Origin of the sequence: Adlercreutzia rubneri, from assembly GCF_009755265.1 — a bacterium.
GTDB lineage: Bacteria > Actinomycetota > Coriobacteriia > Coriobacteriales > Eggerthellaceae > Adlercreutzia > Adlercreutzia rubneri.
The window spans coordinates 163,884-183,407 of the sequence record NZ_WPOO01000003.1 but is presented as its reverse complement, the minus strand read 5'-3'; the positions used below and the strand labels follow the sequence as shown (position 1 = coordinate 183,407).

The 19,524-nt window shown below is 64.4% G+C and carries 19 protein-coding genes; 10 read left to right on the top strand and 9 right to left on the bottom strand.

What is annotated here, in order from left to right; translation table 11 throughout:
• Positions 1-443: 443 nt before the first annotated feature.
• The 4 genes from GO707_RS03345 to GO707_RS03330 form a co-directional block, all read right to left on the bottom strand.
• On the bottom strand, positions 444-1,199 hold the full coding sequence (locus tag GO707_RS03345) for a carboxymuconolactone decarboxylase family protein (protein WP_114539532.1): 756 nt from the start codon (positions 1,197-1,199) through the stop codon (positions 444-446).
• Between the two features lie 665 nt (positions 1,200-1,864).
• Positions 1,865-2,293 (bottom strand): MOSC domain-containing protein, encoded by a 429-nt coding sequence (locus tag GO707_RS03340; RefSeq protein WP_114539533.1) that lies wholly within the window; start codon positions 2,291-2,293, stop codon positions 1,865-1,867.
• A 240-nt stretch (positions 2,294-2,533) separates the two neighbouring features.
• Positions 2,534-2,914 carry a fluoride efflux transporter CrcB gene (gene crcB / locus GO707_RS03335; protein WP_114539534.1) on the bottom strand — a complete coding sequence of 127 codons (381 nt, stop codon included), beginning with the start codon at positions 2,912-2,914 and terminating at the stop codon, positions 2,534-2,536.
• Positions 2,915-3,005: 91 nt separating this feature from the next.
• Positions 3,006-3,521, bottom strand: coding sequence for a hypothetical protein (locus GO707_RS03330; protein WP_157012050.1), 516 nt, complete (start codon positions 3,519-3,521; stop codon positions 3,006-3,008).
• A 192-nt stretch (positions 3,522-3,713) separates the two neighbouring features.
• Here GO707_RS03330 and GO707_RS03325 point away from each other — a divergent pair, with 192 nt between their 5' ends.
• The 4 genes from GO707_RS03325 to GO707_RS03310 all read left to right on the top strand — a co-directional run bounded on the left by GO707_RS03325 (position 3,714) and on the right by GO707_RS03310 (position 7,306).
• Entirely contained in the window at positions 3,714-4,202 is a 489-nt protein-coding gene (locus GO707_RS03325; protein WP_114539536.1) for a GntR family transcriptional regulator, read from the top strand.
• Positions 4,199-5,326: a DUF1648 domain-containing protein gene (locus tag GO707_RS03320; RefSeq protein ID WP_114539537.1), complete on the top strand. Its 1,128-nt coding sequence runs from the start codon at positions 4,199-4,201 to the stop codon at positions 5,324-5,326. The genes GO707_RS03325 and GO707_RS03320 overlap by 4 nt, the downstream gene beginning before the upstream one ends.
• A gap of 68 nt (positions 5,327-5,394) precedes the next feature.
• Complete coding sequence (locus GO707_RS03315; RefSeq protein ID WP_157012048.1) at positions 5,395-6,591, top strand: DNA-deoxyinosine glycosylase; 1,197 nt, start codon at positions 5,395-5,397, stop codon at positions 6,589-6,591.
• A gap of 259 nt (positions 6,592-6,850) precedes the next feature.
• Positions 6,851-7,306 (top strand): hypothetical protein, encoded by a 456-nt coding sequence (locus tag GO707_RS03310; protein ID WP_114539538.1) that lies wholly within the window; start codon positions 6,851-6,853, stop codon positions 7,304-7,306.
• A 51-nt stretch (positions 7,307-7,357) separates the two neighbouring features.
• Here the strand turns inward: GO707_RS03310 and GO707_RS12550 are convergent, their stop codons facing one another.
• Positions 7,358-7,906 carry a phosphatase PAP2 family protein gene (locus tag GO707_RS12550; protein ID WP_181869686.1) on the bottom strand — a complete coding sequence of 183 codons (549 nt, stop codon included), beginning with the start codon at positions 7,904-7,906 and terminating at the stop codon, positions 7,358-7,360.
• A 346-nt stretch (positions 7,907-8,252) separates the two neighbouring features.
• Here GO707_RS12550 and hypB point away from each other — a divergent pair, with 346 nt between their 5' ends.
• Positions 8,253-8,933 (top strand): hydrogenase nickel incorporation protein HypB, encoded by a 681-nt coding sequence (hypB, locus tag GO707_RS03300; protein WP_114539540.1) that lies wholly within the window; start codon positions 8,253-8,255, stop codon positions 8,931-8,933.
• A 31-nt stretch (positions 8,934-8,964) separates the two neighbouring features.
• On the opposite strand, the gene GO707_RS03295 is transcribed toward hypB, so the two are convergent.
• Positions 8,965-9,282: a hypothetical protein gene (locus tag GO707_RS03295; RefSeq protein ID WP_114539541.1), complete on the bottom strand. Its 318-nt coding sequence runs from the start codon at positions 9,280-9,282 to the stop codon at positions 8,965-8,967.
• 208 nt (positions 9,283-9,490) lie between these two features.
• A complete protein-coding gene (locus tag GO707_RS03290) occupies positions 9,491-10,009 on the bottom strand; it encodes an MGMT family protein (protein ID WP_114539542.1) in 519 nt (172 codons plus the stop codon).
• A 193-nt stretch (positions 10,010-10,202) separates the two neighbouring features.
• On the opposite strand from GO707_RS03290, the gene GO707_RS03285 reads away from it, so the two are divergent.
• A complete protein-coding gene (locus GO707_RS03285; protein WP_114539543.1) occupies positions 10,203-10,658 on the top strand; it encodes a hypothetical protein in 456 nt (151 codons plus the stop codon).
• 219 nt (positions 10,659-10,877) lie between these two features.
• Entirely contained in the window at positions 10,878-13,193 is a 2,316-nt protein-coding gene (locus GO707_RS03280) for an ATP-binding response regulator (RefSeq protein WP_157012046.1), read from the top strand.
• A gap of 67 nt (positions 13,194-13,260) precedes the next feature.
• Here GO707_RS03280 and GO707_RS03275 read toward each other — a convergent pair whose 3' ends face one another.
• Positions 13,261-14,523 (bottom strand): RidA family protein, encoded by a 1,263-nt coding sequence (locus GO707_RS03275; RefSeq protein ID WP_114539545.1) that lies wholly within the window; start codon positions 14,521-14,523, stop codon positions 13,261-13,263.
• Between the two features lie 354 nt (positions 14,524-14,877).
• Here GO707_RS03275 and GO707_RS03270 point away from each other — a divergent pair, with 354 nt between their 5' ends.
• Positions 14,878-15,687, top strand: coding sequence for an MBL fold metallo-hydrolase (locus GO707_RS03270; RefSeq protein WP_114539546.1), 810 nt, complete (start codon positions 14,878-14,880; stop codon positions 15,685-15,687).
• A gap of 5 nt (positions 15,688-15,692) precedes the next feature.
• Here GO707_RS03270 and GO707_RS03265 read toward each other — a convergent pair whose 3' ends face one another.
• Positions 15,693-16,685 (bottom strand): hypothetical protein, encoded by a 993-nt coding sequence (locus tag GO707_RS03265; RefSeq protein WP_114539547.1) that lies wholly within the window; start codon positions 16,683-16,685, stop codon positions 15,693-15,695.
• Positions 16,686-16,926: 241 nt separating this feature from the next.
• Between GO707_RS03265 and GO707_RS03260 the strand changes: the two genes are divergently transcribed.
• Together GO707_RS03260 and GO707_RS03255 are read left to right on the top strand one after the other, a co-directional pair.
• Entirely contained in the window at positions 16,927-17,346 is a 420-nt protein-coding gene (locus GO707_RS03260; protein ID WP_114539548.1) for a peptide deformylase, read from the top strand.
• Entirely contained in the window at positions 17,339-19,522 is a 2,184-nt protein-coding gene (locus tag GO707_RS03255; protein WP_114539549.1) for a HelD family protein, read from the top strand. Before GO707_RS03260 ends, GO707_RS03255 begins: the two co-directional genes overlap by 8 nt.
• Positions 19,523-19,524: the final 2 nt, after the last annotated feature.

The following is a 19,524-nucleotide window of genomic DNA, read 5'->3' as shown; positions in this document are numbered from 1 at the left end:
CTACTCGACCGTCCGTCTAAAGGCCTTCCGGGAGGGCGGCAGGACCGTCTACGATACGATAGACAACCGCAGGAGGCGGTTGGGGCTGGCGGCGTAGGCCGCTGTCCAAGTAACTGTCCGCACCCCCCTGAACTCTGCGTTGCGTTCGGTCTTCGGAAGAAGTTTTTGGAAAACGCCTGGTCAAAGCTTCGCGCGCATCGAGACTATTCCGGGTCACTGAAGGATCTGTCTCCTAAGACGCTTATAACTCAAGATCTCATGCGTTTTCCGAACGGTTCGTTGACCGAGAGGCGGCGAGTCGCTTATAACTCGATATTTGACGCATGCTTGAATGCGATGCAAGTATGCGGAACGGCTCGGCTCCTACTTCGATGGCGTCGGAGCCGAGCCGTTTAGGGTGCCAGCGATTTGCGAGACACTTGGGCGGCCACTCGTGCGTGCTGTTACGAAAGGGCGGCGTACTCCTCGTCGGTGACGGGCTCGCACCACTCGTTTGCGCAATCGGTGCCCGGGGCCTCGAAGGCCACGTGGCTCATCCAACGGTCGGCGGTGGCACCGTGCCAGTGCTTCACGTTGGCTGGGATATACACCACGTCTCCGGCGACGATCTTGCGGGCAGGCTCGCCCCATTCTTGGTACCAGCCCTCGCCGTCGGTGACGAGCAGGATCTGGCCGCCGCCTTCGGCCGCGTGGTGGATGTGCCAGTTGTTGCGGCAGCCTGGCTCGAAGGTGACGTTGGCGATGAACTGGGTCTTTTCCGAATCGGTCAACGGGTTCAGGTAGGACTGACCCGTGAAGTACTGCGCGTAGGCGTCGTTGGGCGCGCCGAGGCCGAACAGGCCGCCGTGACCCTCGGGGTTTTCAAAGTCCAGCGGGTCTGCGGCGTACACCTTCAGCGCCACGCGGAAGGCAGCCCAGGCGTTGGGCCAGCCGGCGTAGAAGGCCACATGAGTGAGGATGGCGGCCATCTCGCGGGCCGTGACGCCGTTCTTCTTGGCGTTGGCCACGTGGTGCTCGAACGAGCCGTCGGCCATTCCCTTGGCCACCAGCGTGGTCACGGTGAGGATGGAGCGCATCTTCAGGGTAAGCTCGTCGCTGCTCCACACCTCCCCGAACAGCACATCGTCGTTCAAGGCGGCGAACTGAGGCGCGAAGGTACCGAGCGCATCGCGGCCGGCGGTCTGTACTACTTTGGGCATGAGGTTCCTCGATTCTTTTGGGGTGTTTCCGACGCTACTGCTCATTGCGCGCCTTCAAGTTTTACGCACTTGCTTTCTCGTTACCCTAAACCTTCGAGTAAGCTCAAAGTCAAGGCACAATTGCGAGAGCGAAGAAGTTTCTGCCGGTCGTTGAATCCCCCTGTTTTTGCATGAGATTGACGGTTATGAGCGTCTGGTTCTCGCGCGAAGGAGTTCAGCGCGAAAGGCCCTTGGCAAAACTCCAGGTCAACAGACTGTATGTGATACGGCTCTTTTAAATCCGTATTCGGTTAGCGCCTCCAGACGCTCCTAACCGGTGATTTGCTGCAATTTCGAGGTGGTTCGTCGACCGAGAACGTGAGTGAGTGCTCTTATGCCTATCTTTTATGGGCCATGACGAACACGCAGTTGCTTTTGACGAGAGTGCCCGCGACAATAGGGAAAACGATGCGGAAAGCGGCGGCCCGGCCGCCGCTTCGAAGCAGGCGTCTCGGAAGAGGCCATCGACGAGTTCGTTACCCCCTACGCCGAGTAGCCGCGCAGTTTAACCTTCACAAAACTGGTCAAGTTGCCTTGCCAATTATTGAAAAACTGGCAGAGTTACTTGGCCAGTTACGGGGACGTTAGATTCTGCGCGTCCCCGCTGTCTGCCTCTTCGCGACCTGCTATGCGATCTCGATAAGGTCGCCGGGGGCGATGGTGCCGCCGGCGAGCACCTTGCAGAAGACACCCTCCCGGGGCATGATGCAGTCGCCCATCTGGTGGTAGATGGCGCAATGGGCGTGGCACTGCTTGCCGATTTGGGTCAGTTCCAGCACCACGTCGTTGCAGACGAAGCGCGTGCCGATGGGGAGGCTTTTCAGGTCGAAGCCCTCGACGATGATGTTCTCGCCGAACGCCCCATGGCCCACTTCGGCGCCGCGGTTCTTGAATGCCTCGATCTGCTCGTAGGGCAGAAGGCTCACCTGGCGGTGCCACGGCGCAGCGTGGGCGTCGCCCTCGATGCCCCAGTTGGGCCTAAGCTCGATGACGGCTTGCTCGGTTTTCTGGATTCCCTTGATATCGCTCGTGCATACGGCTTTGATCACGCCCATGATGCACCTTTCTCGCTGGCGATGGGTCGTGCGCCACTCTCGACCCACCCGGTGCATAGGATTTGGCCCCCGACCCGCTGCACGACGCTGAAGGGGAAATGCCGGCGCGCCCAAATTCTAGCGAACCCCTAGACTATTTGCAAGCGGGGATAGTAGAAGCGAATGCTCATTTACCAGTTTTAGAGCCTTTAGAATTTTTAGCAGTCTTAGCCAAGGCCCCCGACGCGGCTCTTCTGGCGTCTAGCCTGTCGGCATGAGCGCGCGAGCGAGCACCTTTCCGACCAGCACGCCGGCGACGCACAAAACGACGCTGACCAGGGCGTAGGCGCCGGCGATGGCGTATTGGCCGCCCTCGATGAGCTCGAGGGTCTCCAGCGAGAAGGTGGAGAACGTCGTGAACCCGCCGCATAAGCCCACCTTCAAAAACAGCACCGCCTCGCGGGAAAGGGCGCCGGCGGCCAGCTCGGAGGTCTCCACGATGGCCCCTATGGCCACCGACCCCAGGAAGTTGATGAGCAGCGTCATGAGCGGCAGCTCGCTTCCCAGCGGGATGAGCCCCAGGCCGTAGCGTCCCATGGCGCCCAGCGCGCCGCCCGCTCCCACGCACAACAGGCCCATCATCGCTCGCTCTCCTTTTCCTTGATTCCGTCGCGCGCCCAGTATACGCCATCGGGGAAGAACGCGCTGCGCCATTGGGGGAGCGCGCGCCCCTCTAGCGGCGGGTGCGGCGCACGCCGTCGGGGAGGCCCGCTTCGGGCATGCGCAGGGTGCCGGCCTTCTCGCGGCGGCGCATGTCCCACAGCATGATCGCGGCCACGGCCAGAAGCGGCAGGCCGCCCACGATGCCCGTGCACAAGGGCCCCACGAAGGGGTTGCCGCCCGAAAGCGAGAACAGCGTCACGCCGTTAGTCGTGCCGTTCGCGGCCCCGTGCCCGATGGCCGCGGCAAACGTGGAGCCGGTGCGGATGGTCACGTAGCTGAGGAAGATGGCGAGCACGGTGCACCAGGCGCACATTTGGAATCCCTCGCGCGTCACGAGGCGCGTGAGCACCACGCCCAGGGCGGGGAAGAGCATGGTGAGCGCCACGGAGACCATGTAGGCGAGGTCGGGCGAGAGGAACTCGCTCGCGTAGGGGGCGGTGCCTTGGGCGATGGGGTACACCACGAGAAAGTCGTAGGCGTAGGTGATGCCGAAGGTGATGGCGAGAAAGACAAGGGCGCGTTTCATAGCGGAGTCCTTTCGTCGGGAACGAGCGGGCAGGGCTTCGGGTGGCCGCGGCGGCTTTCGCGGGGCGACGAGAAGCCGATCGCCCGTATTTTGTTCTATGACAACTAGAACAGTTTATGTTATACTCCGAGTAGAACAAGAAGTCAATGGCCCGTAGCGCGCCGCTACGGGCCGCTCGGAAAGGACGCCCCCATGCTCATCGCCGTCGACGCCGCGGCCGCCGAGCCGCTCTACCTGCAGATACGCAACCAGATTGTGGCCGGCATCGCCACCGGGCAGCTGGAGCCGGGCCAGTCGCTGCCCTCGGTGCGCTCTCTGGCGAGCGACTTGGGCATCAACCTGCACACGGTGAACAAGGCCTACGCGGTGCTGCGCGACGAGGGCTACGTGCGCATGCGCGGTCGCGCCGGGGCGGTGATCGCCGATCCGGCCGCCGCCGATCGCGCCGACGCCGACGCATCGGCCCAAGTGAAGATGGAGGATGACCTCTTCAAGCTGGCCCTGGCCTTCCGAGCCCGGGGCGGCGCGCGCGGCCAGTTTCTGGAAGCGGCCGCCGCTCAGGCCGCCCGCGCCTACGGGGTGATGGAAGATGCCGAGGCCGCCCCGCGTCCGGCGCAAAAGCGGAAGGCCGCCGACGCTTCTTCGGCGCAGGGTGCAGGGAAGGCGATGGCCCCCCAATGAGCGCGACGACCCCCATGCTTCTGCTTCTCGGGCTTCTGACCCTGGTCGTTCCCTTGATGGGCGTGACCATGGCGCTCACGCCCTACCTCATGCCGAAGCGCGAGTGCTTCGCCGTCACCGTACCCGACGACGCGGCGGCCGATCCTTATCTGCGCCGCCTGAAACGCACCTATCTTGCGATCATGCTGGCGCTTACGGCGGCGGCGACGATTGCGTGCGCGGCGGCCCTGGCGCTCGACCCTGAGCACGCTTTCGTCGCGGCGCTGGTGGCCGCCGCCCTCGTTCTGTGCCTTGGCGGCTATGGCCTCATGCTGTACTTCCGCGCAAAGGTGCAGCGATACAAGAAGGCCCAAGGCTGGGTGGCCGAGGGGCGCCGCAGCGCGGGATTCGTCGGCGACGAGCCCTTCCCGAAGCCTCTTTCCCTTGCGTGGGGTCTGCTGTATGTGCCCGTGATTCTCATTACGCTGACCATGGGTATCGTGGGCTATCCCGCCATGCCCGACAAGGTGCCGCTGCACATGGATTTGGCGGGGAAGGTGACCGAGTGGGCCGACAAATCGTCGGGCATCGTCGCGTTTCCGGTGCTGTTCGTGGTGCTCATCGCCGTGTGCCTCACGGTGGCCCATTGGATGATTTTGCGGTCGAAGAAGGGCAGCGACCCCGCCATGCCGGCGGCGAGCGCCTGGGCCTACGGCATGTTCGCCCGCGCTCAGAGCGTGATGCTCGTCGGCATGGGTCTGCTCGTGAGCTTGCTGGGGCCCGTTATCCAGCTGACGTTTCTCGGCGTGCTTTCCATGGCCCAGGCTCTCGTGCCCATCGGGGTCGTGGTGGCGGTCATACTGGTGGCGAGCACCGCGGTGAGTCTCGTGTACGGCCAGAACGGCAGCCGCCTGCTCGCCCGGGTGAGCGCCGACGGGCGCGGCGGCGCCATGCCGCGCGACAACGACCGGTATTGGAAGGGTGGCATCTTCTACGTGAACCCCGACGACCCGGCGCTGTTTCTGCCTGAGCGCTTCGGTATCGGCTGGACGATCAATTTGGGGCGCCCCGCAGCGTGGGCTTTTGTGGTAGGCTTCGCTCTGGTGATCGCGGGATTCATCGCGGCGTCGTTTCTGCTCACCTAAGGAGTCGGGCGCAAGCGGCCGTTCGCGTCTCGCCGGGGCCATCGCGCGAGGAGCAAAGGGAGGCTGCCATGAAAGATTGCGCCCAGCCGCTGCAGCACATCGAGCACGGTATTCCGCCGGTGTTTGACGAGCGCTCGGAGGTGCTCGTGCTGGGCACGATGCCCTCGCCGAAATCGCGCGAGGCGGCGTTTTTCTACGGGCATCCGCAGAACCGGTTCTGGCGCGTGCTCGCTGCGCTGTTCGACGAGCCGGTGCCCGAGGACAACGCCGAGCGCGCCGATCTGCTGCTGCGCCATCACATCGCGCTGTGGGACGTGCTGGAAAGCTGCGACATCCGGGGCGCCTCGGACGCCTCCATCGCCAACCCCCACCCCAACGATCTGTCGCGCGTTTTGGAAAAGGCGCCGGTGCGCCGGGTGTTCTGCACGGGTGCGGCGGCGGGGCGCTACTACGCGAAGCTATGCGAGGCTGCCAGTGGCTTGGCCGCCGAGGTGCTGCCCTCGCCGAGCCCGGCCAACGCGGCCTGGTCTCTGCCGCGGCTTGTGGAAGCCTATCGTCCCGTAGCCGATGCGACGACCCCCTTTAAGCCTCCCGTGCTTGAGGTGTCCCAGGTGGTGGCGCTCGAGCGGGCCATCGCGGAGGCGGGCACGCCGCTCGACGCGCTCATGCGCCGCGCCGGCCGCTTCCTCGCCTTCGAGGCGTGTAAGGCGCTGGAAGGGATGGAAGGCGCGAAGGAAATAGTCATCCTCTGCGGCAGCGGCAACAACGGCGGCGACGGCTGGGTGGCCGGGGAGTACCTGGACCGCTGGGGCATTCCCGTCTGTCTCGTGACAGCGGTGGAGCCCGCGGCGCTTACGGCCGAGCCGGCTCGCGCGGCCGCCCTGCGGGCGACGGCGTCCCTGAGCGCGCACAGCCAGGTGGTTCTCGCGCCGACGGACGCGGAGGTGTCGGCCCTGCTTAACGGCGCCTCGCTCGCCATCGATGCCCTTTTGGGCACTGGGTTCGCCCACGAGACGGTGAAGGCGCCCTTCGACGGCTGGATCCGCGCTCTCAACGCTGCCCGCGACCGAGGCACGTTCGTGGTGGCCGCCGACGTGCCGAGCGGGCTTTCGGCCCAGATGGGCCGCGCGGCGAAAGATGTCGTGCGCGCCGACCTCACCGCCACGATGATCGTGCCGAAGCCGGGTCTTACCGCCGGAGATGGCCCTGCGCACTGCGGCCGCGTCGTGGTCGCGCCGATCGCCTACATCGAGCCGCTCGTCTAGAACTTGCCAGAATTGGCCATCGCAGAATACGCGGGGATCGGGCCGAACTGCTGCCCCGCATCGCATTTCGACTGACGCGGATGCGTGTGGCCCCTATAAGGTTTCCGCAAGTTGAAATTTTGCTGTCGAGACCATGTGCCTTATGGAAGTGGGCGGGCGCGGGTGCTATGGTGCCCAGGAAAAACTAGTGGCCGCGCGGTGCCCGCGCCGAAAAGAGACGAGCGCGTCGCAGCGGCATTCAGCCAAAGGAAAACTCGCCATGTTCAAAGTTCGCTCGAAGTACCTGCTGCTCATCGCGGCGGCCGTGTGGCTCATCGCTGGAAGCCAAGTCGCCCGCATGGGCATCGAGGCCATCGCGGCCGGCAACGGCAACCCGTGGCTTCTGCTCATCGGCATCCCCGCCACCTTCGTCGTCTTCCACATGATGTTCTCCAAGCTGGTGGGCAAGCATGCCGCCCGCATCCGCAGCTACGGCGAGGAGAAGATGCACGTGCTGAAGTTCTTCGATGTGCGCGGCTACCTCATTATGGCCGTCATGATGGGCGGCGGCATCGCCCTGCGCTCCTTCCATCTGGTGCCGGGTTGGTTCATCGCCTTCTTCTACACCGGTCTCGGCATCGCGCTCGCGCTTGCCGGCGTGGGCTTCCTCGTGCACTACTTTCATCGCGACGGGTATATCACCTGCCCCGTGACCGGGAAGGTGCGAGAGGGATAGGGGCTTCGGTCTCAAGGTGATTCCTCGCGTGCCCGTTTCGCGCGTCGGCGCCTAAGTGTGCGATTGCGATCGCCGTTCCTGAAGTTTGCGGCTTGCCGCTTCGACGATTTTGGCGGCGGCGAATCCCGCGAGCAGCCCGACGACGGTCCCCGCCAGCACATCGGTGGGGTAGTGCACGTAGCAGTACAGCCGCGTGAGCGCCATGAGCACCGCGCCGATGCCGACGACGATGACAAGAGGTTTGGGCCCCTTCGAGAAAAGCAGCGCCCCGAACGCGGCGAAGGCGGCGGTAGCGTGCCCGGAGGGAAACGACGAGCCGTGGGGCCGATCGACGATCATGGGCACGAGCGGGTTCACGTCGCACGGTCGCGGGCGCATGATCAGGGGCTTTAGAATGCCGCTCGTGACAATGGCGCCGATGAGAACGGCGACGAGGACGGCCGCGCCCAGCTTGCGCGTCTTTGGAATGATGGCGAGCACGATGCCGAGCAGGATCCAAATCTGGCCGACGTCGCTCGTGCTCGTATAGGCGGCAACAAGGGCGTCGAGCCAGGGTGTGTGGATGAGCTGGATGGCATCCAGGATGGCAAGTTCGTTCACGGCAGGGGAGGCGAGTGTCTTAAAGGGAAGGCTTCGGGGAAAGGCTCGCCCCGCGCTCCTTTCAGGCACAAGGCTACAGGAAGCGGCGCCGGCGGGCAACCCGTCGCGCTCTCAAAAACGCAATGCCGATCGTCCCGAAGCGCTCCATCGGCTGCGATATCCATGGTTTTCCAGGTAATCCGCGCGCTTGCTTGCCCATGCGCGAACGCGGCGATGCGCATTCGGCAATCCGCATAGCCGATTCCCTTTCTGCATTGCCCAAAGGGCGCTGCGCCCGTTACTATGGAACTGAACAGTATTTGGAAGGCGCCGGGCGGCAGGGCTCGGCGCCGGCGAAGGAGGCATCATGGATCAGACGCGCGTCATCGAAGTGAAGAAGAACATCCTGGCGGCCAACGACGAGGCGGCCGACGCCTTCCGCGCGGCGCGCGCCCAGGAGGGCACGTTCTTCGTGGACGTCATGGCGAGCCCGGGCGCCGGCAAGACGACGCTTTTGCTCGCGCTCATCCGCGAGCTGCGTGCCCGGGGCGTCGAGGCCCTCGGCGTCATCGAGGCCGACCTGGAATCCGACGTGGATGCCCTCAAGATCAAGGAGGCCGGCGTCGCCTCCGTGGAGCTGAACACCCGCGGGGTGTGCCATGTGGAGATGGGCATGGTCACCATGGCCTTCGAGGCCTTCGACGGCGATCGCTTCGACTACCTGTTCCTTGAGAACATCGGCAACCTCGTGTGCCCGGCCGACTTCGACACCGGCGCCCACACCCGCGTCATGCTGCTGTCGGTGCCCGAGGGCTGGGACAAGGTCATGAAGTACCCGCCCATGTTCGCCGCCGTGGACGCGCTCATCGTCACGAAATGCGATTACCTGCCCTTGAACGAGGACTTCGACATGGATCGCCTGAAAGAGCAGGCGCGCCTCCTGAACCCCGCGCTCGACATCTTCGTCACGAGCGCCCGCACCGGCGAGGGCATGGCCGAGCTCGCCGACTGGATGCAAGCCCAGCGCGCCGAGAAGGTGCAGGGTTAAGGCAGCTTGATGGAGTTCTTGCAGATGCGCCCTACACCCCGAGCGGGGCGTCGTCATCGTAGGGGAGGCGGGCCACCAGCTCGCAGTACTCTTGGATCTGCTGGCGCGTCTCGTGATCGAACAGGGCGATGTGCTCGTGGGCCTCTTCGGCGAACTGCTTCACCGGCCAGCGACGGGCTTCCTTGTCGCGGCCCTCTTTCTTCTCGATGACGTCGGCCCATTCCTCGGCCGCGGCCATGGCGTGGCGCAACTTCTCGGGGATGTCCTTCGTCTCGCCGGTCTTTTCCATGGCCGGAATGATGACGCTCTGCTTCGCAATGATCTTCTCGAGCAACTCTTTATCTTCCATGATGACGCCTCCTTGGTGCGTTGGGATGTGCGACGGGATGCCGTCAGTTCTTTCGGGAAGGCGAAGGAGTCGGCGGTTCCGAAGACCCATGGTAATCCGCGCCGGGCGCGGTGGCACCTTTTGGCAGGAAACGGTCATCGAGCCAGGGGAGACCCGTTGCCAAATGGCGAATGTGCGCACCGGCGCCCGCCTCGGAACGAATGGGAACCTAGGCGTGGCGTTCCTTTTTGCAGTCGGGGCGCGGCGCGGCGCAGGTCTCGCAATGGTGCAGCGGGTGCTCGGCCAGTTCGGCTTCCCAGTCGAAGTCCGGGGGCGGCGCGGTGGGGTAATCGGTCGCATCGGCGGTGTCGGCCGCGCCCGAGTCGCCGGTCACGTGTGCATTTCCTGGCGCCCCTGCGCTTTCCGGACGGCCGTCCCACTGGAACTCTTCCATGAGCACGCGGCCCTCTTCGTCGAAGGCGATCCCCTCGGCGGCGAGCATGCCTCGCTGCTCGTCGGGGCCTCCGAACGCGAAACCGGTGGCCATGCGTCCGTCCTTGAATACGACCCGATGGCAGGGGATGCAGCCCGGATCGGTGCCGGGCTCTGGGTTGGCGTGCAGGGCATAACCGACGTAGCGCGCCGTGCGCGGGGCGCCGATGAGCCGTGCCACCTGTCCGTAGGTGGCCACCTTTCCGCGCGGTATGCGCCGCACGACGGCGAACACCCGGTTGGCGTAGTCTCCCATGAGGTCTCCTTCGGTGCGCTCTTCGCTGATTGGGGCCACCATAGCAGACGAGCGGGCGATGTGAAAGCCCTTCTTCTCAGTTGCCCAACGTATGGGAGATGAGTATTGCTGATGCTGCCGCTTACGTATAAGATGACCGCGCTGGCTGCAAGGGACGCGATGGGCGTCGAAGAATGCGATCAAAGGAGCGGGAATGAAGCTTAAGGCGAAGATCATCGGGGCGGCAGCATGCGCCTTCGCGCTGTGCGTGGCGCTGGCAGGATGTGCCGGTGCGCCGGCGGGCAACGATGCCGCGAACTTCCAGGGGGATTGGATTTTGACGAGTGGCACCGTCGATGGCCAGGAGGCCACCGAGGAGACGCTGGCCCAGGCCCAGGAGATGGGACTTTCCGTTTACCTGCAATTGAACGAGGGCGGTTCTGCCGTGCTCAGCGTGCTGGGCACCAACATGGACGGCTCCTGGACCGCCAAGGACGCCACCACGGTGGAACTCACCTTCGACGGCAGCTCGGCTGAGGCGACGCTCGAAGGCGAGGAGCTCGTGATGCAGCAGGACGGCGACGTCATGCGCTTCAAGCGCGGCGAGATTCCGCCTGCGGCCAGCGAGGTTCAGCGCGACGAGAACCAGGCAGCCGAGCCAGAGGCTTAGACAACCTGCTGAAACGTCTGTCAATAACGACCATCGTAAGGTCCTTCGCCAGTTGCGGAGGGCCTTTTTGTGCACGTGACCAAAGAAAGGGAATTTTGCGAAACCATCTTTATACGGGTAAGATTTCCTATAAAATGACCTTTTGGCTCAGAAAGTGGTACACTGTAATAGTGCAACGTATGGGATTTTTTCAACAAACCTGTCAAGGGGAGTTTTGCCGTGGATGAACTGTTGAGAGCCTGGGAGACGACATTTGGCTGCAGCACGCTGCCTTTCGGTGTCGCCGAAGTGCTGCTTGACGATCGGGGGCGTCCCTATGATTTCGCCTATCGCTATATCAACGCCGCGGCGGCCTCTCTGACCGGGCATGTGGCGGAGGACCTGCTCGGCGAGGAGGCCTACGCCCTATGGGGCGGCGATCCCATCTGGCTCGACCACTTCTACGAGGCGGCGTACAAGGGCCGCGCTTCGGAGTTCGAGGCACCCTCCGAGATGCTCCAGCAGTTCTTCCGCGCCGAGGTGTTCCCCATTTCCGAGGGGCTGTGCGGGTTCACCATCCACGATGTGACGGACTGGATCCTGCCCGCTCAGCGTTCCATGGAGAAGGCCGCCGCCGGCCTGTTCTTCTACGACATGCGCTACCGCCAGATGCTTTTGACGGAGCAGGCCCGCGAGCAAAGCGGCGTGGACAGCAACTATATCAGCCTGACCGAGTTCGTCGGCCTCACCTTCGGCAGTACCTTGAGCGAAGAGGTGCGCCAGAAGATGGAGGCCTTCCTCGAGCGACGCGAGGCCTTCTATCAGGAGGGGCGCCTTCCCAACGGCCGGTGGCTGCGCATGAGCCTCGATCATACCGACCGCTCCGAGCGATTCGCCTTCGGCTTTCTGGAGGATTTCACACGCACGAAGTTGGCGGAGGAGCGCAGCGAGCAGTACATCGATGTCATCGACAGCTTGGGAGCGGAGAACTTCGCGCTGTACTTGGTCGATTTGGAGACGCAGGAGCTTGAGGTATACCGGCGCGGCGAGGACACGACGGCGGAATTCGCCCTGGCCAGTGTCGCGGAGGGCGATTATCCCGCCGCCATGGAGCGCTACGTCGACACCTTCGTGGTAGTCGAGGACCGTGCCCGGGTGCGCGCGGAAATCGGCGGCGAGGCCTTGTGGCGTCGGCTGGAGGCGGGGGAGACTGATTTCTCCGTGGGCTATCGGCGGCTGTTCGGCGACGAGGAGCAGTACGTGGAGCTGCGCATCATCCGTCTGCCCCAGCGCGACTCGAAGGTCATCTTGGCCGCCCGCAACGTCACCGGCGAGATGCGCGAGCAGCTGCGCCAGAAGGTGGCGCTGCAGAATGCGCTCGATCTGGCCGAGCATGCGAGCCAGGCGAAATCGACCTTCCTCACCAACATGTCCCACGATTTCCGCACGCCCATGAATTCCATCTCGGGCTTCGCGTCTATCGCGCTGGATCACCTGAACGACACTGATCGCGTGCGCGACTGCCTGCGCAAGATCATGTTGTCCAGCGACCACTTGCTGAGCCTGGTGAACGACATTCTGGATGTGAGCCGCATCGAGAGCGGCAAGATGTCCTTCAACGAGGACATCGTCAGCCTGCCGGATGCCGTGATCGAGGTGCAGGACATGTTCGACGAGAAGGCGGAGGCCGTCGGCATCGATCTGACCATCGACGTGGACAGCCTGGCCCATCCGCAGGTGGTCACTGATCCCTTGCGCCTGAACCAGATCCTCGTGAACACCGTGGGCAATGCGGTGAAGTTCACGCCCGCTGGGGGACTCGTCACCGTGACGCTCACCGAGCTTCCCGACGCGCCCCGCGGTTTCGGCTCCTACCGGATGACGGTAAGCGACACCGGCTGCGGCATGACGCCGGAATTCCTCGATCGAATCTTTTTGCCCTTCGAGCGCGATGGCCTCGGCTATGCCAACAAGACCGAGGGCACGGGCCTGGGCATGACCATCACCAAGAGTCTCGTCGACCTTATGGGCGGCGAGATAGCGGTGGAAAGCGTCGTGGGCCGCGGCTCGACGTTCGCGATCACGCTGCCTTTGCGCGTGGCCGACGCCGACGATCTGGCCGAGGCCCGCGAGAAGGCCGAGGCGGCCGAGCGGTGCCAGCGCGACTTTACCGGGTGCAAGGTGCTCGTGGTGGACGACGACGATCTGTCCCGCGAGATTCTGGTGGAGATCCTTAAAGATTACGGCTTTAAGCCCGAAGAGGCCCGCGACGGCGATGCGGCCGTGCGCAAGGTGGCCTCGGTGGAGCCGTTCTACTACGACGCCGTGCTCATGGACATGCGCATGCCCCGCATGGACGGCGACGAGGCCACCCGCGAGATTCGCGCCCTGGATCGACCGGACGCGGCCACGCTGCCCATCATCGCCGAGACGGCCGACGCCTTCGAGGAGGGCCAGCGCCGCGCCCGCGACGCCGGCATGACAGCGCTGACCACCAAGCCGCTGAACATCCACGAGCTGATGGCGCTTCTGGCCGAGCACATCCCGGAGAAATAGCAAAAACGGCCCGGAGAATTCCCCGGGCCGTTTTTGCGTGCGATCTTTTTGCGAGCTCGCCGGGGGCTTAGGCCACCGGCGGGGTGCCCTCCCAGTTGCCGGCGATGGCGTCGATCATGACGCGGGCGCCGAAGGGCAGCTCGCCGCATCCCACGACTTTGCGGGCCGGTTTGTGGTCGCCGAAGAAGGCGACGTAGGCCTCATTCATGGCGGCGAGGTCGGCGATGTCGGCCAGATACACGTTCACCTTCACGATGTCCTCCACCGCGTGATCCACCGACTCGATGATGGCCTTCACGTAGGCGAGGCACTGGGCGGTCTGCTCGGCGACGGTGCCGTCGATGAGCTTGCCGGACAGATCGAGCGGCAGCTGGGCGGAGATGTTGTTGTAGTGCGAGAAGGCCACGGACTGGGTGGCAAGCGGGCACTTCGGGGCGGCGTCGGTGTTGCACGCCTCGATGATGAGGCCGTGACGGTCCTCGATGGCCTGGGGCGGCGTGCCGTCGCCATGGGAGACCACGGCCTCGACGGCTACGTCGCAGTGGTAAGGCAGATCCTTCACCGGCACCACGGTACGGGCCGGCAGGTAGTTCACAGCGCGGGCGATGCCGGAATCGGGGAAGAAGGTCTTGTACACCTCGTCAACCACGCTTGCGTCGGCCAGGTTCTTCACGAAGATGGTCACCTTCACGATGTCGTCGAAGGGCACGTCCACGGAAGTGAGGATGGCCTTCACGTTGCGCAAGCACTGCGCGGTCTGGGCGGCCACGTCGCCCAGGATGGGGCGGCCCGTGCCGGGATCGAGCGGCAGCTGCATGGTGATGTTGTTGTAGTGGGAGAACGCCACGGTCTGGGTGGAGCCGGCGTCGTAGGGGGCAGCGTGGGTGTTGTTGGTGAGCTTCACCAAGTCGCCGGCCTGCGGCACCGACTGGGTGCCCTCGCCGTTATCGACGAGCGCCTCGATGAACACGAGCGCGCCCTGGGGCAGGGCGTCGACGGCCACCACGGTGCGGGCGGGCTGATAGGTGGGGAAGAAGGAGGCCTGCACCTTCTCCACCGCGTTCAGATCCATGATGTCGGCCAGGAAGATGGACACACGGATGATGTCGTTCATGTCGTGGCCGATGCTCTCTACGACGGCCTGGATGTTCTTGAAGCACTGCTCGGCCTGCTCGGCGGCCCCTCCCGCCACGATGGCGCCCGTCGCCGGGTCGATGGGCAGCTGGGCGGAGAGGTTGTTGTAGTGGGAGAACGCCACCGTCTGGGAATACAGGTCGCTCACGGGCGCCTTGTCGGTGTTGCGGGCCACTACCACGTTCGGATCGCTCATTGGTACCCCTTTCAAAGGTAAGAATCAGCAGCGATGCACAAATTGTGCAAGTGCATTAAACATGACGAAAAGAGTCGTTGTCAACAGAAAAAGCTTATTGCTACGGTGTCGATGGGAAATTGCGATGATCTTGACAAATAGAACTTTTTCGAAAGCTCTGGTCATGTATGTAAAATTTGAGCATGTGAACAAAAATATGCCAGTTGTGGGTTTTTGGCGATGGAGGTGCGACGAAGCATTGAAGGACGGTGTTTGGGATAAGAGGCTCCCTGGGGCCGAATCCTTGAATTGAAAAGGGAGGATGTTTAGAATTACTTTCCATTTCAATGGCAATTCAAATGAAAGAAATCCTTAATGCTTCGACTGCACATACTGGCCAGCGGCAGCGGTGGGAACGCTGCTATTGTGGAGAACGCGGCGACGGGCGAGGGGGTGCTTATCGACTGCGGCATTTGTAAGCGCGACTTCTTCGCCCGGGCTGAGGAGGCTGGGTTCGATTTGGGCCGGCTGCGCGCGGTGGTGATCACCCACGATCACGGCGATCATACCAAGGGACTTGGCGTGGTTCTACGGGGGCTGGCGAAGGCGGGGGCGCGTCCTGCGGTGCATGCCAGCGAGGCGGTGTTCGCGGCCTCGGCGCCGCTGCGCGATGCTGTGGCCAGCGTGGGCGCCGCGTTCGAGCCCTTCGGCGGGGGCGATGTGCTGGAGGCGGCCGGCCTGGCCGTGCGCCCCTTCCGCACGTCCCACGATGCGGCCGACTCCTACGGGTTTCGCTTCGACGAGGCAGGGGGAGACCGCGACTCCCTCGGCTACATGACCGATACCGGCATCGTGACCGATAAGGCCTGGGAGGCGCTTTCCGGCGTGCGCCTTCTGGCGCTGGAGAGCAACCACGACGCCCGCATGCTGGAGGTGGGCCCCTACCCTTACGTCATCAAGCAGCGCATCGCGTCGGCGCGCGGACACCTCTCCAACGATCAGGCCCGCGAGGCTCTGGACAACCTGGCCCACGAGAACCTGCGCGCGGTGGCGGCCATGCACGTCTCCCAGGAGAACAACACCTACCGGCTCCCGCGCGAGACCTTCGAGGCCGTCATCGCCGAGCACGGCCTTTCCACGACCGTCTCCGTCGCCTTCCAAAACCGCCTCGTGACCATCGGGTAGCGTTTCTACAGCTGCACGGCGTACACGCGGCCGGCGCCGCAGAGCTTGCCGAAGATATACTTGTTGGAGGCCGACTCGTCGGTGGTGTAGATGCGCCCGTCATGGGATTCGATGCCCTCCTGCATGGGCGGTCCGACGAGGTCGTCTGTCAGGTTGCGAGAATCCAGACAGAACAGCTCCACCTCGTCGCCGGCGTTCGTCGTGAAGGTGCCGTCCGGTGCGGCGAGGTTCACGTTGTAAGCGAGCAGGTGCGAGGGCGCGATGCCGTAGGAGACCGACAGCACGATGCGCCCGTCGTCGGTCGTGCAGGTGCCCTGGACCATGCCGGGGATGGAGAACACGTTGTCGGGCACCGTGGCGAAGCGGCCTGGACGGGTGGGATCGGCGGCGAAGGCGTACATGACGGCGGGGTTCTCGGTGCCGTCCGGCGTGGTGATGTGGTGGTTCTCCGGTGTCTCGTAGTCGTTCGGGTAGTAGAAGTTCCCGAGCAAGAGCTGACCCTGCTCGATGTTCATGAAGGCGGGGGAGAAATCGACGCCCACTTTCTCGGCGGCTTGCACGCAGGCGCCGTCTTCGGCGAACAGCAGGCTATCCATGGGGATGACGAGGTAGCCCTCCTCGCAGGCCAGATAGGCGTACTGCTCGTTGGTGGTGATGGCCGAGCCGTGGCCGTCGTAGGCCGAGCCGTCGGGCAGGGCGACGTAGAACTTCGCGATGGTGCCGTCGGCGGCGCGGCGGTAAATCGGCGAGGGCGAGTGGTCGGCCATATACCCGCTGAACAGCCACGAGTCGTCGGCTTCCACGTGGTCGAGGTCCTGGGGGACGAAACCGGTGTTGATGCCCGGGATGTCGAAGGGGGATTCCGCGCGGTCGAAGAAGGGGGCGAAGGCGACGCGCATATAAATGTTCAGGGCGACCACCGCGATAAGCGCGACGGCGACGATGGCGCCGATGACGATGCTGGTGATTTTCAGCGCCCGATGGCTTTTCGCGGCCATGGCGACCTCCTTAAGCGTTGGCGGTTCGGCGAGCGACGATGGCTCGGCTTCAGCATACCTTATGCCCGCGCTTCGCGCGCCGGCTCGTGGGCGCTACGTCATGAGTTTGTTTCAGATTGCTTCGTCTGGCCGATGGTTGCCTTGAAGCGCCGTCGGTGGTGTATACTCTTTAGTCGCATTTTTCACGAGCGCGGCGATGCGGGCGCAAGGCCTGCGCCGTCGCAAACGCAAAGGAGCCCCTGTGATCAGAGAGATTATCACCGACGAGGAAATCCTGTCGAAGCCCTGCGATGCCGCCACGGCCGCCGACGCCGCCATTGCCGACGATTTGGTGGAGACGCTGCTTGCCAGCGACGAGGCCGTGTGCCTGGCCGCCAACCAGATCGGCGAGACAAAGCGCATTGTCGCCTATCTGAACGAGGCCGGCCGCCCGCAGGTCATGTACAACCCGCGCGTCACCCAGAAGCTGAAACCCTACACTGCTGTGGAGGCATGCCTCTCGCGCGAGGAGCCGACGGCCGTCACGCGCTACGACTGGGTGCGCGTGAGCTACGAGGTGCTGGTCGACGGCGAGCTTGTGGAGCGCAAGAAGAAGCTCGAGGGCAACGCCGCCCAGGCCGTGCAGCACATGATCGACCACTGCGAGGGCATCCTTGTCTAGGGAAGGGCAACAGAGCGCCGGCGCTCCTTCCGTAGGGGGCGACCTTGGTCGCCCCTCGGCCGCGACCGGGCAGGAGGCCACAGATCCCGTCTTCGCCGCCGAACAGGCGCACCTGAGCGAGACCTACGACAAGCTGGAGAAGATCGGCCGCGACGCGATTGCCGCCATGGAGGCCGTGGCGCGTGATGCCGCCGAGGACAAGAAGTCCATGGCCGAGGAGCTGGCCGTGAACTTCGCCACCTGGGATGACATCCTGGAGACCCATGCCGACATCGTGGCCATGAACAACATCATCGAGGCCCACGACATGGCCAACTCCGTGCAGGCCGAGCGCCTGCGAGCCGTGGAAGTGCTTCTGCGCGAGCCCTACTTCGCGAAGATCGCCCTGCAGTTCAAGGAGGGCCATCCGGCCAAGGAGCTCTACATCGGCTCGGCGGGCATTTCGGACGAGAACTACCGGCGCCTGGTCGTGGATTGGCGCAGCCCTGTGGCCGAGGTGTACTACAACCAGACCATGGGCCCCACCTCCTATGTGGCCGATGGGCGCACCATCCACGTGGACTTGCAGCTGCGCCGTCAGTTCGAAATAGAAGAGGACCGCCTCATCACCTACTTCGATTCGGACGTGGCCATCGAGGACAAGCTGCTGCTCGCGTCGCTTTCCCGCGGGCGCTCGGCCCATATGCAGGCCATCACCGCCACTATCCAGCGCGAGCAGAACGCCGTCGTGCGCCACGAGGACGTGCCGGTGCTTCAAGTGGCGGGCATCGCCGGCTCGGGCAAGACCTCGGTGCTCATGCAGCGCATCGCGTATCTGTTCTACCAGCATCGCGGCGCCCTGGACCCGACTCAGGTCTTCCTCATCTCGCCGAATCCGGTCTTCGGCCGCTACATCGACCGCGTGCTGCCCGACCTCGGCGAGCGCAATCCGGAGATCCTCACCTGGGAGGAGTTCCTGGCGCCGCTTCTTCCCGCCGGGCGCGGCGTGGGCGAGAGCGACGTATCGCTTGAGCGCTTGCGGGCCATTGATGCGGCGGTGGCCTCCTTCGAGTTCGCACGCAGCGACTTCCGCGACATCACGAGCGCCGGCGTGCGCCTGCTCGGCGGGGATGCGGTGGAGAAGGTGTCGGCGAAGTTCGCGAACCTGCCGGCCGGCCCGCACCGCGCGACGCTCATGGCCGAGGAGCTGTCCGCTCGCTTGACGGCGCGGCTGAAGTCGCTGGCGGCGCTGGAGGATACGCATGATGAGATCGCCTCGCTTCCCGTGGACGAGCAGCTGCGCCTGTTCGGAGAGGTCTTCGACCCCCAGAGCGACGAGGAGGCCCGCACGCTGGCCCTCGTGTATTTGGAAGAGAAGCACGCCGATGCCCTGCGCGCCATGGACGCCATGGAGTGGCTTGACATCGATCGGGTGGCCGTGCGCCTGCTCGGCCGCGAGGGGCTGACTTCGGTGGAGTGGGTCTACCTGAAGATGGCGCTGACCGGTCTTGGCAACCCCGAGGCGCGCTACGTCATGATCGACGAGGCCCAGGACTACTCCCAAGGCCAGTTGGCGGTGCTCGCCCGCTACTTCCGTCGGGCGCACTTCCTGCTTCTGGGCGATCCGAACCAGGCTATCTTCGAGGGCACGGCCACGTGGGACGAGATGCGGGCGGTGTTCGAGGAGATGCGCGGCGAGGTGTCGCAGTGCCGCCTCATGACGAGCTACCGGTCCACCCCGGCCATCACCGACCTGTTCGCGCGCCTTCTGCCCGAAGGCGAGGCCATGGAGGTGGCCTCGGTGCAGCGCGAGGCGCCGGCTCCGGAGATCGTGGTGTGCGAGAACGCCGACGAGTGGAAGGCCGCGTTGGTGGAAGCAGTGCGCGTCGCGTGCGACGCCGGCGGCTTAACGGCGGTGATCGTCCCCTGGAAGAACGACGCCAAACGCCTCGCAAAGACGCTGGACGGCGTCACCGTGCTCGGCGAGGGCGACAGCCTGCCGGAAACGGGGATCGTCGTGGTGCCGCTGAAGCTGGCGAAGGGGCTCGAGTTCGACCGCGTCATCATCCCCGACGCCTCGGCCCGCACCTTCCCGAACAGCGACATCGCCCGCCGCCGCCTCTACACCACCATCAGCCGCGCCACCCGCCACCTCACCCTACTATCCAACGGCGACCTGATGGAACTTTTAGGATAGCT

What these genes read in the sequence shown, in the direction of transcription:
- GO707_RS03345 (WP_114539532.1), bottom strand. Translation starts at nt 1,199, where the DNA reads ATGCCCAAAGTAGTACAGACCGCCGGCCGCGATGCGCTCGGTACCTTC.
- GO707_RS03340 (WP_114539533.1), bottom strand. Translation starts at nt 2,293, where the DNA reads ATGGGCGTGATCAAAGCCGTATGCACGAGCGATATCAAGGGAATCCAG.
- crcB (WP_114539534.1), bottom strand. Translation starts at nt 2,914, where the DNA reads ATGATGGGCCTGTTGTGCGTGGGAGCGGGCGGCGCGCTGGGCGCCATG.
- GO707_RS03330 (WP_157012050.1), bottom strand. Translation starts at nt 3,521, where the DNA reads ATGAAACGCGCCCTTGTCTTTCTCGCCATCACCTTCGGCATCACCTAC.
- GO707_RS03325 (WP_114539536.1), top strand. Translation starts at nt 3,714, where the DNA reads ATGCTCATCGCCGTCGACGCCGCGGCCGCCGAGCCGCTCTACCTGCAG.
- GO707_RS03320 (WP_114539537.1), top strand. Translation starts at nt 4,199, where the DNA reads ATGAGCGCGACGACCCCCATGCTTCTGCTTCTCGGGCTTCTGACCCTG.
- GO707_RS03315 (WP_157012048.1), top strand. Translation starts at nt 5,395, where the DNA reads ATGAAAGATTGCGCCCAGCCGCTGCAGCACATCGAGCACGGTATTCCG.
- GO707_RS03310 (WP_114539538.1), top strand. Translation starts at nt 6,851, where the DNA reads ATGTTCAAAGTTCGCTCGAAGTACCTGCTGCTCATCGCGGCGGCCGTG.
- hypB (WP_114539540.1), top strand. Translation starts at nt 8,253, where the DNA reads ATGGATCAGACGCGCGTCATCGAAGTGAAGAAGAACATCCTGGCGGCC.
- GO707_RS03295 (WP_114539541.1), bottom strand. Translation starts at nt 9,282, where the DNA reads ATGGAAGATAAAGAGTTGCTCGAGAAGATCATTGCGAAGCAGAGCGTC.
- GO707_RS03290 (WP_114539542.1), bottom strand. Translation starts at nt 10,009, where the DNA reads ATGGGAGACTACGCCAACCGGGTGTTCGCCGTCGTGCGGCGCATACCG.
- GO707_RS03285 (WP_114539543.1), top strand. Translation starts at nt 10,203, where the DNA reads ATGAAGCTTAAGGCGAAGATCATCGGGGCGGCAGCATGCGCCTTCGCG.
- GO707_RS03275 (WP_114539545.1), bottom strand. Translation starts at nt 14,523, where the DNA reads ATGAGCGATCCGAACGTGGTAGTGGCCCGCAACACCGACAAGGCGCCC.
- GO707_RS03270 (WP_114539546.1), top strand. Translation starts at nt 14,878, where the DNA reads ATGCTTCGACTGCACATACTGGCCAGCGGCAGCGGTGGGAACGCTGCT.
- GO707_RS03265 (WP_114539547.1), bottom strand. Translation starts at nt 16,685, where the DNA reads ATGGCCGCGAAAAGCCATCGGGCGCTGAAAATCACCAGCATCGTCATC.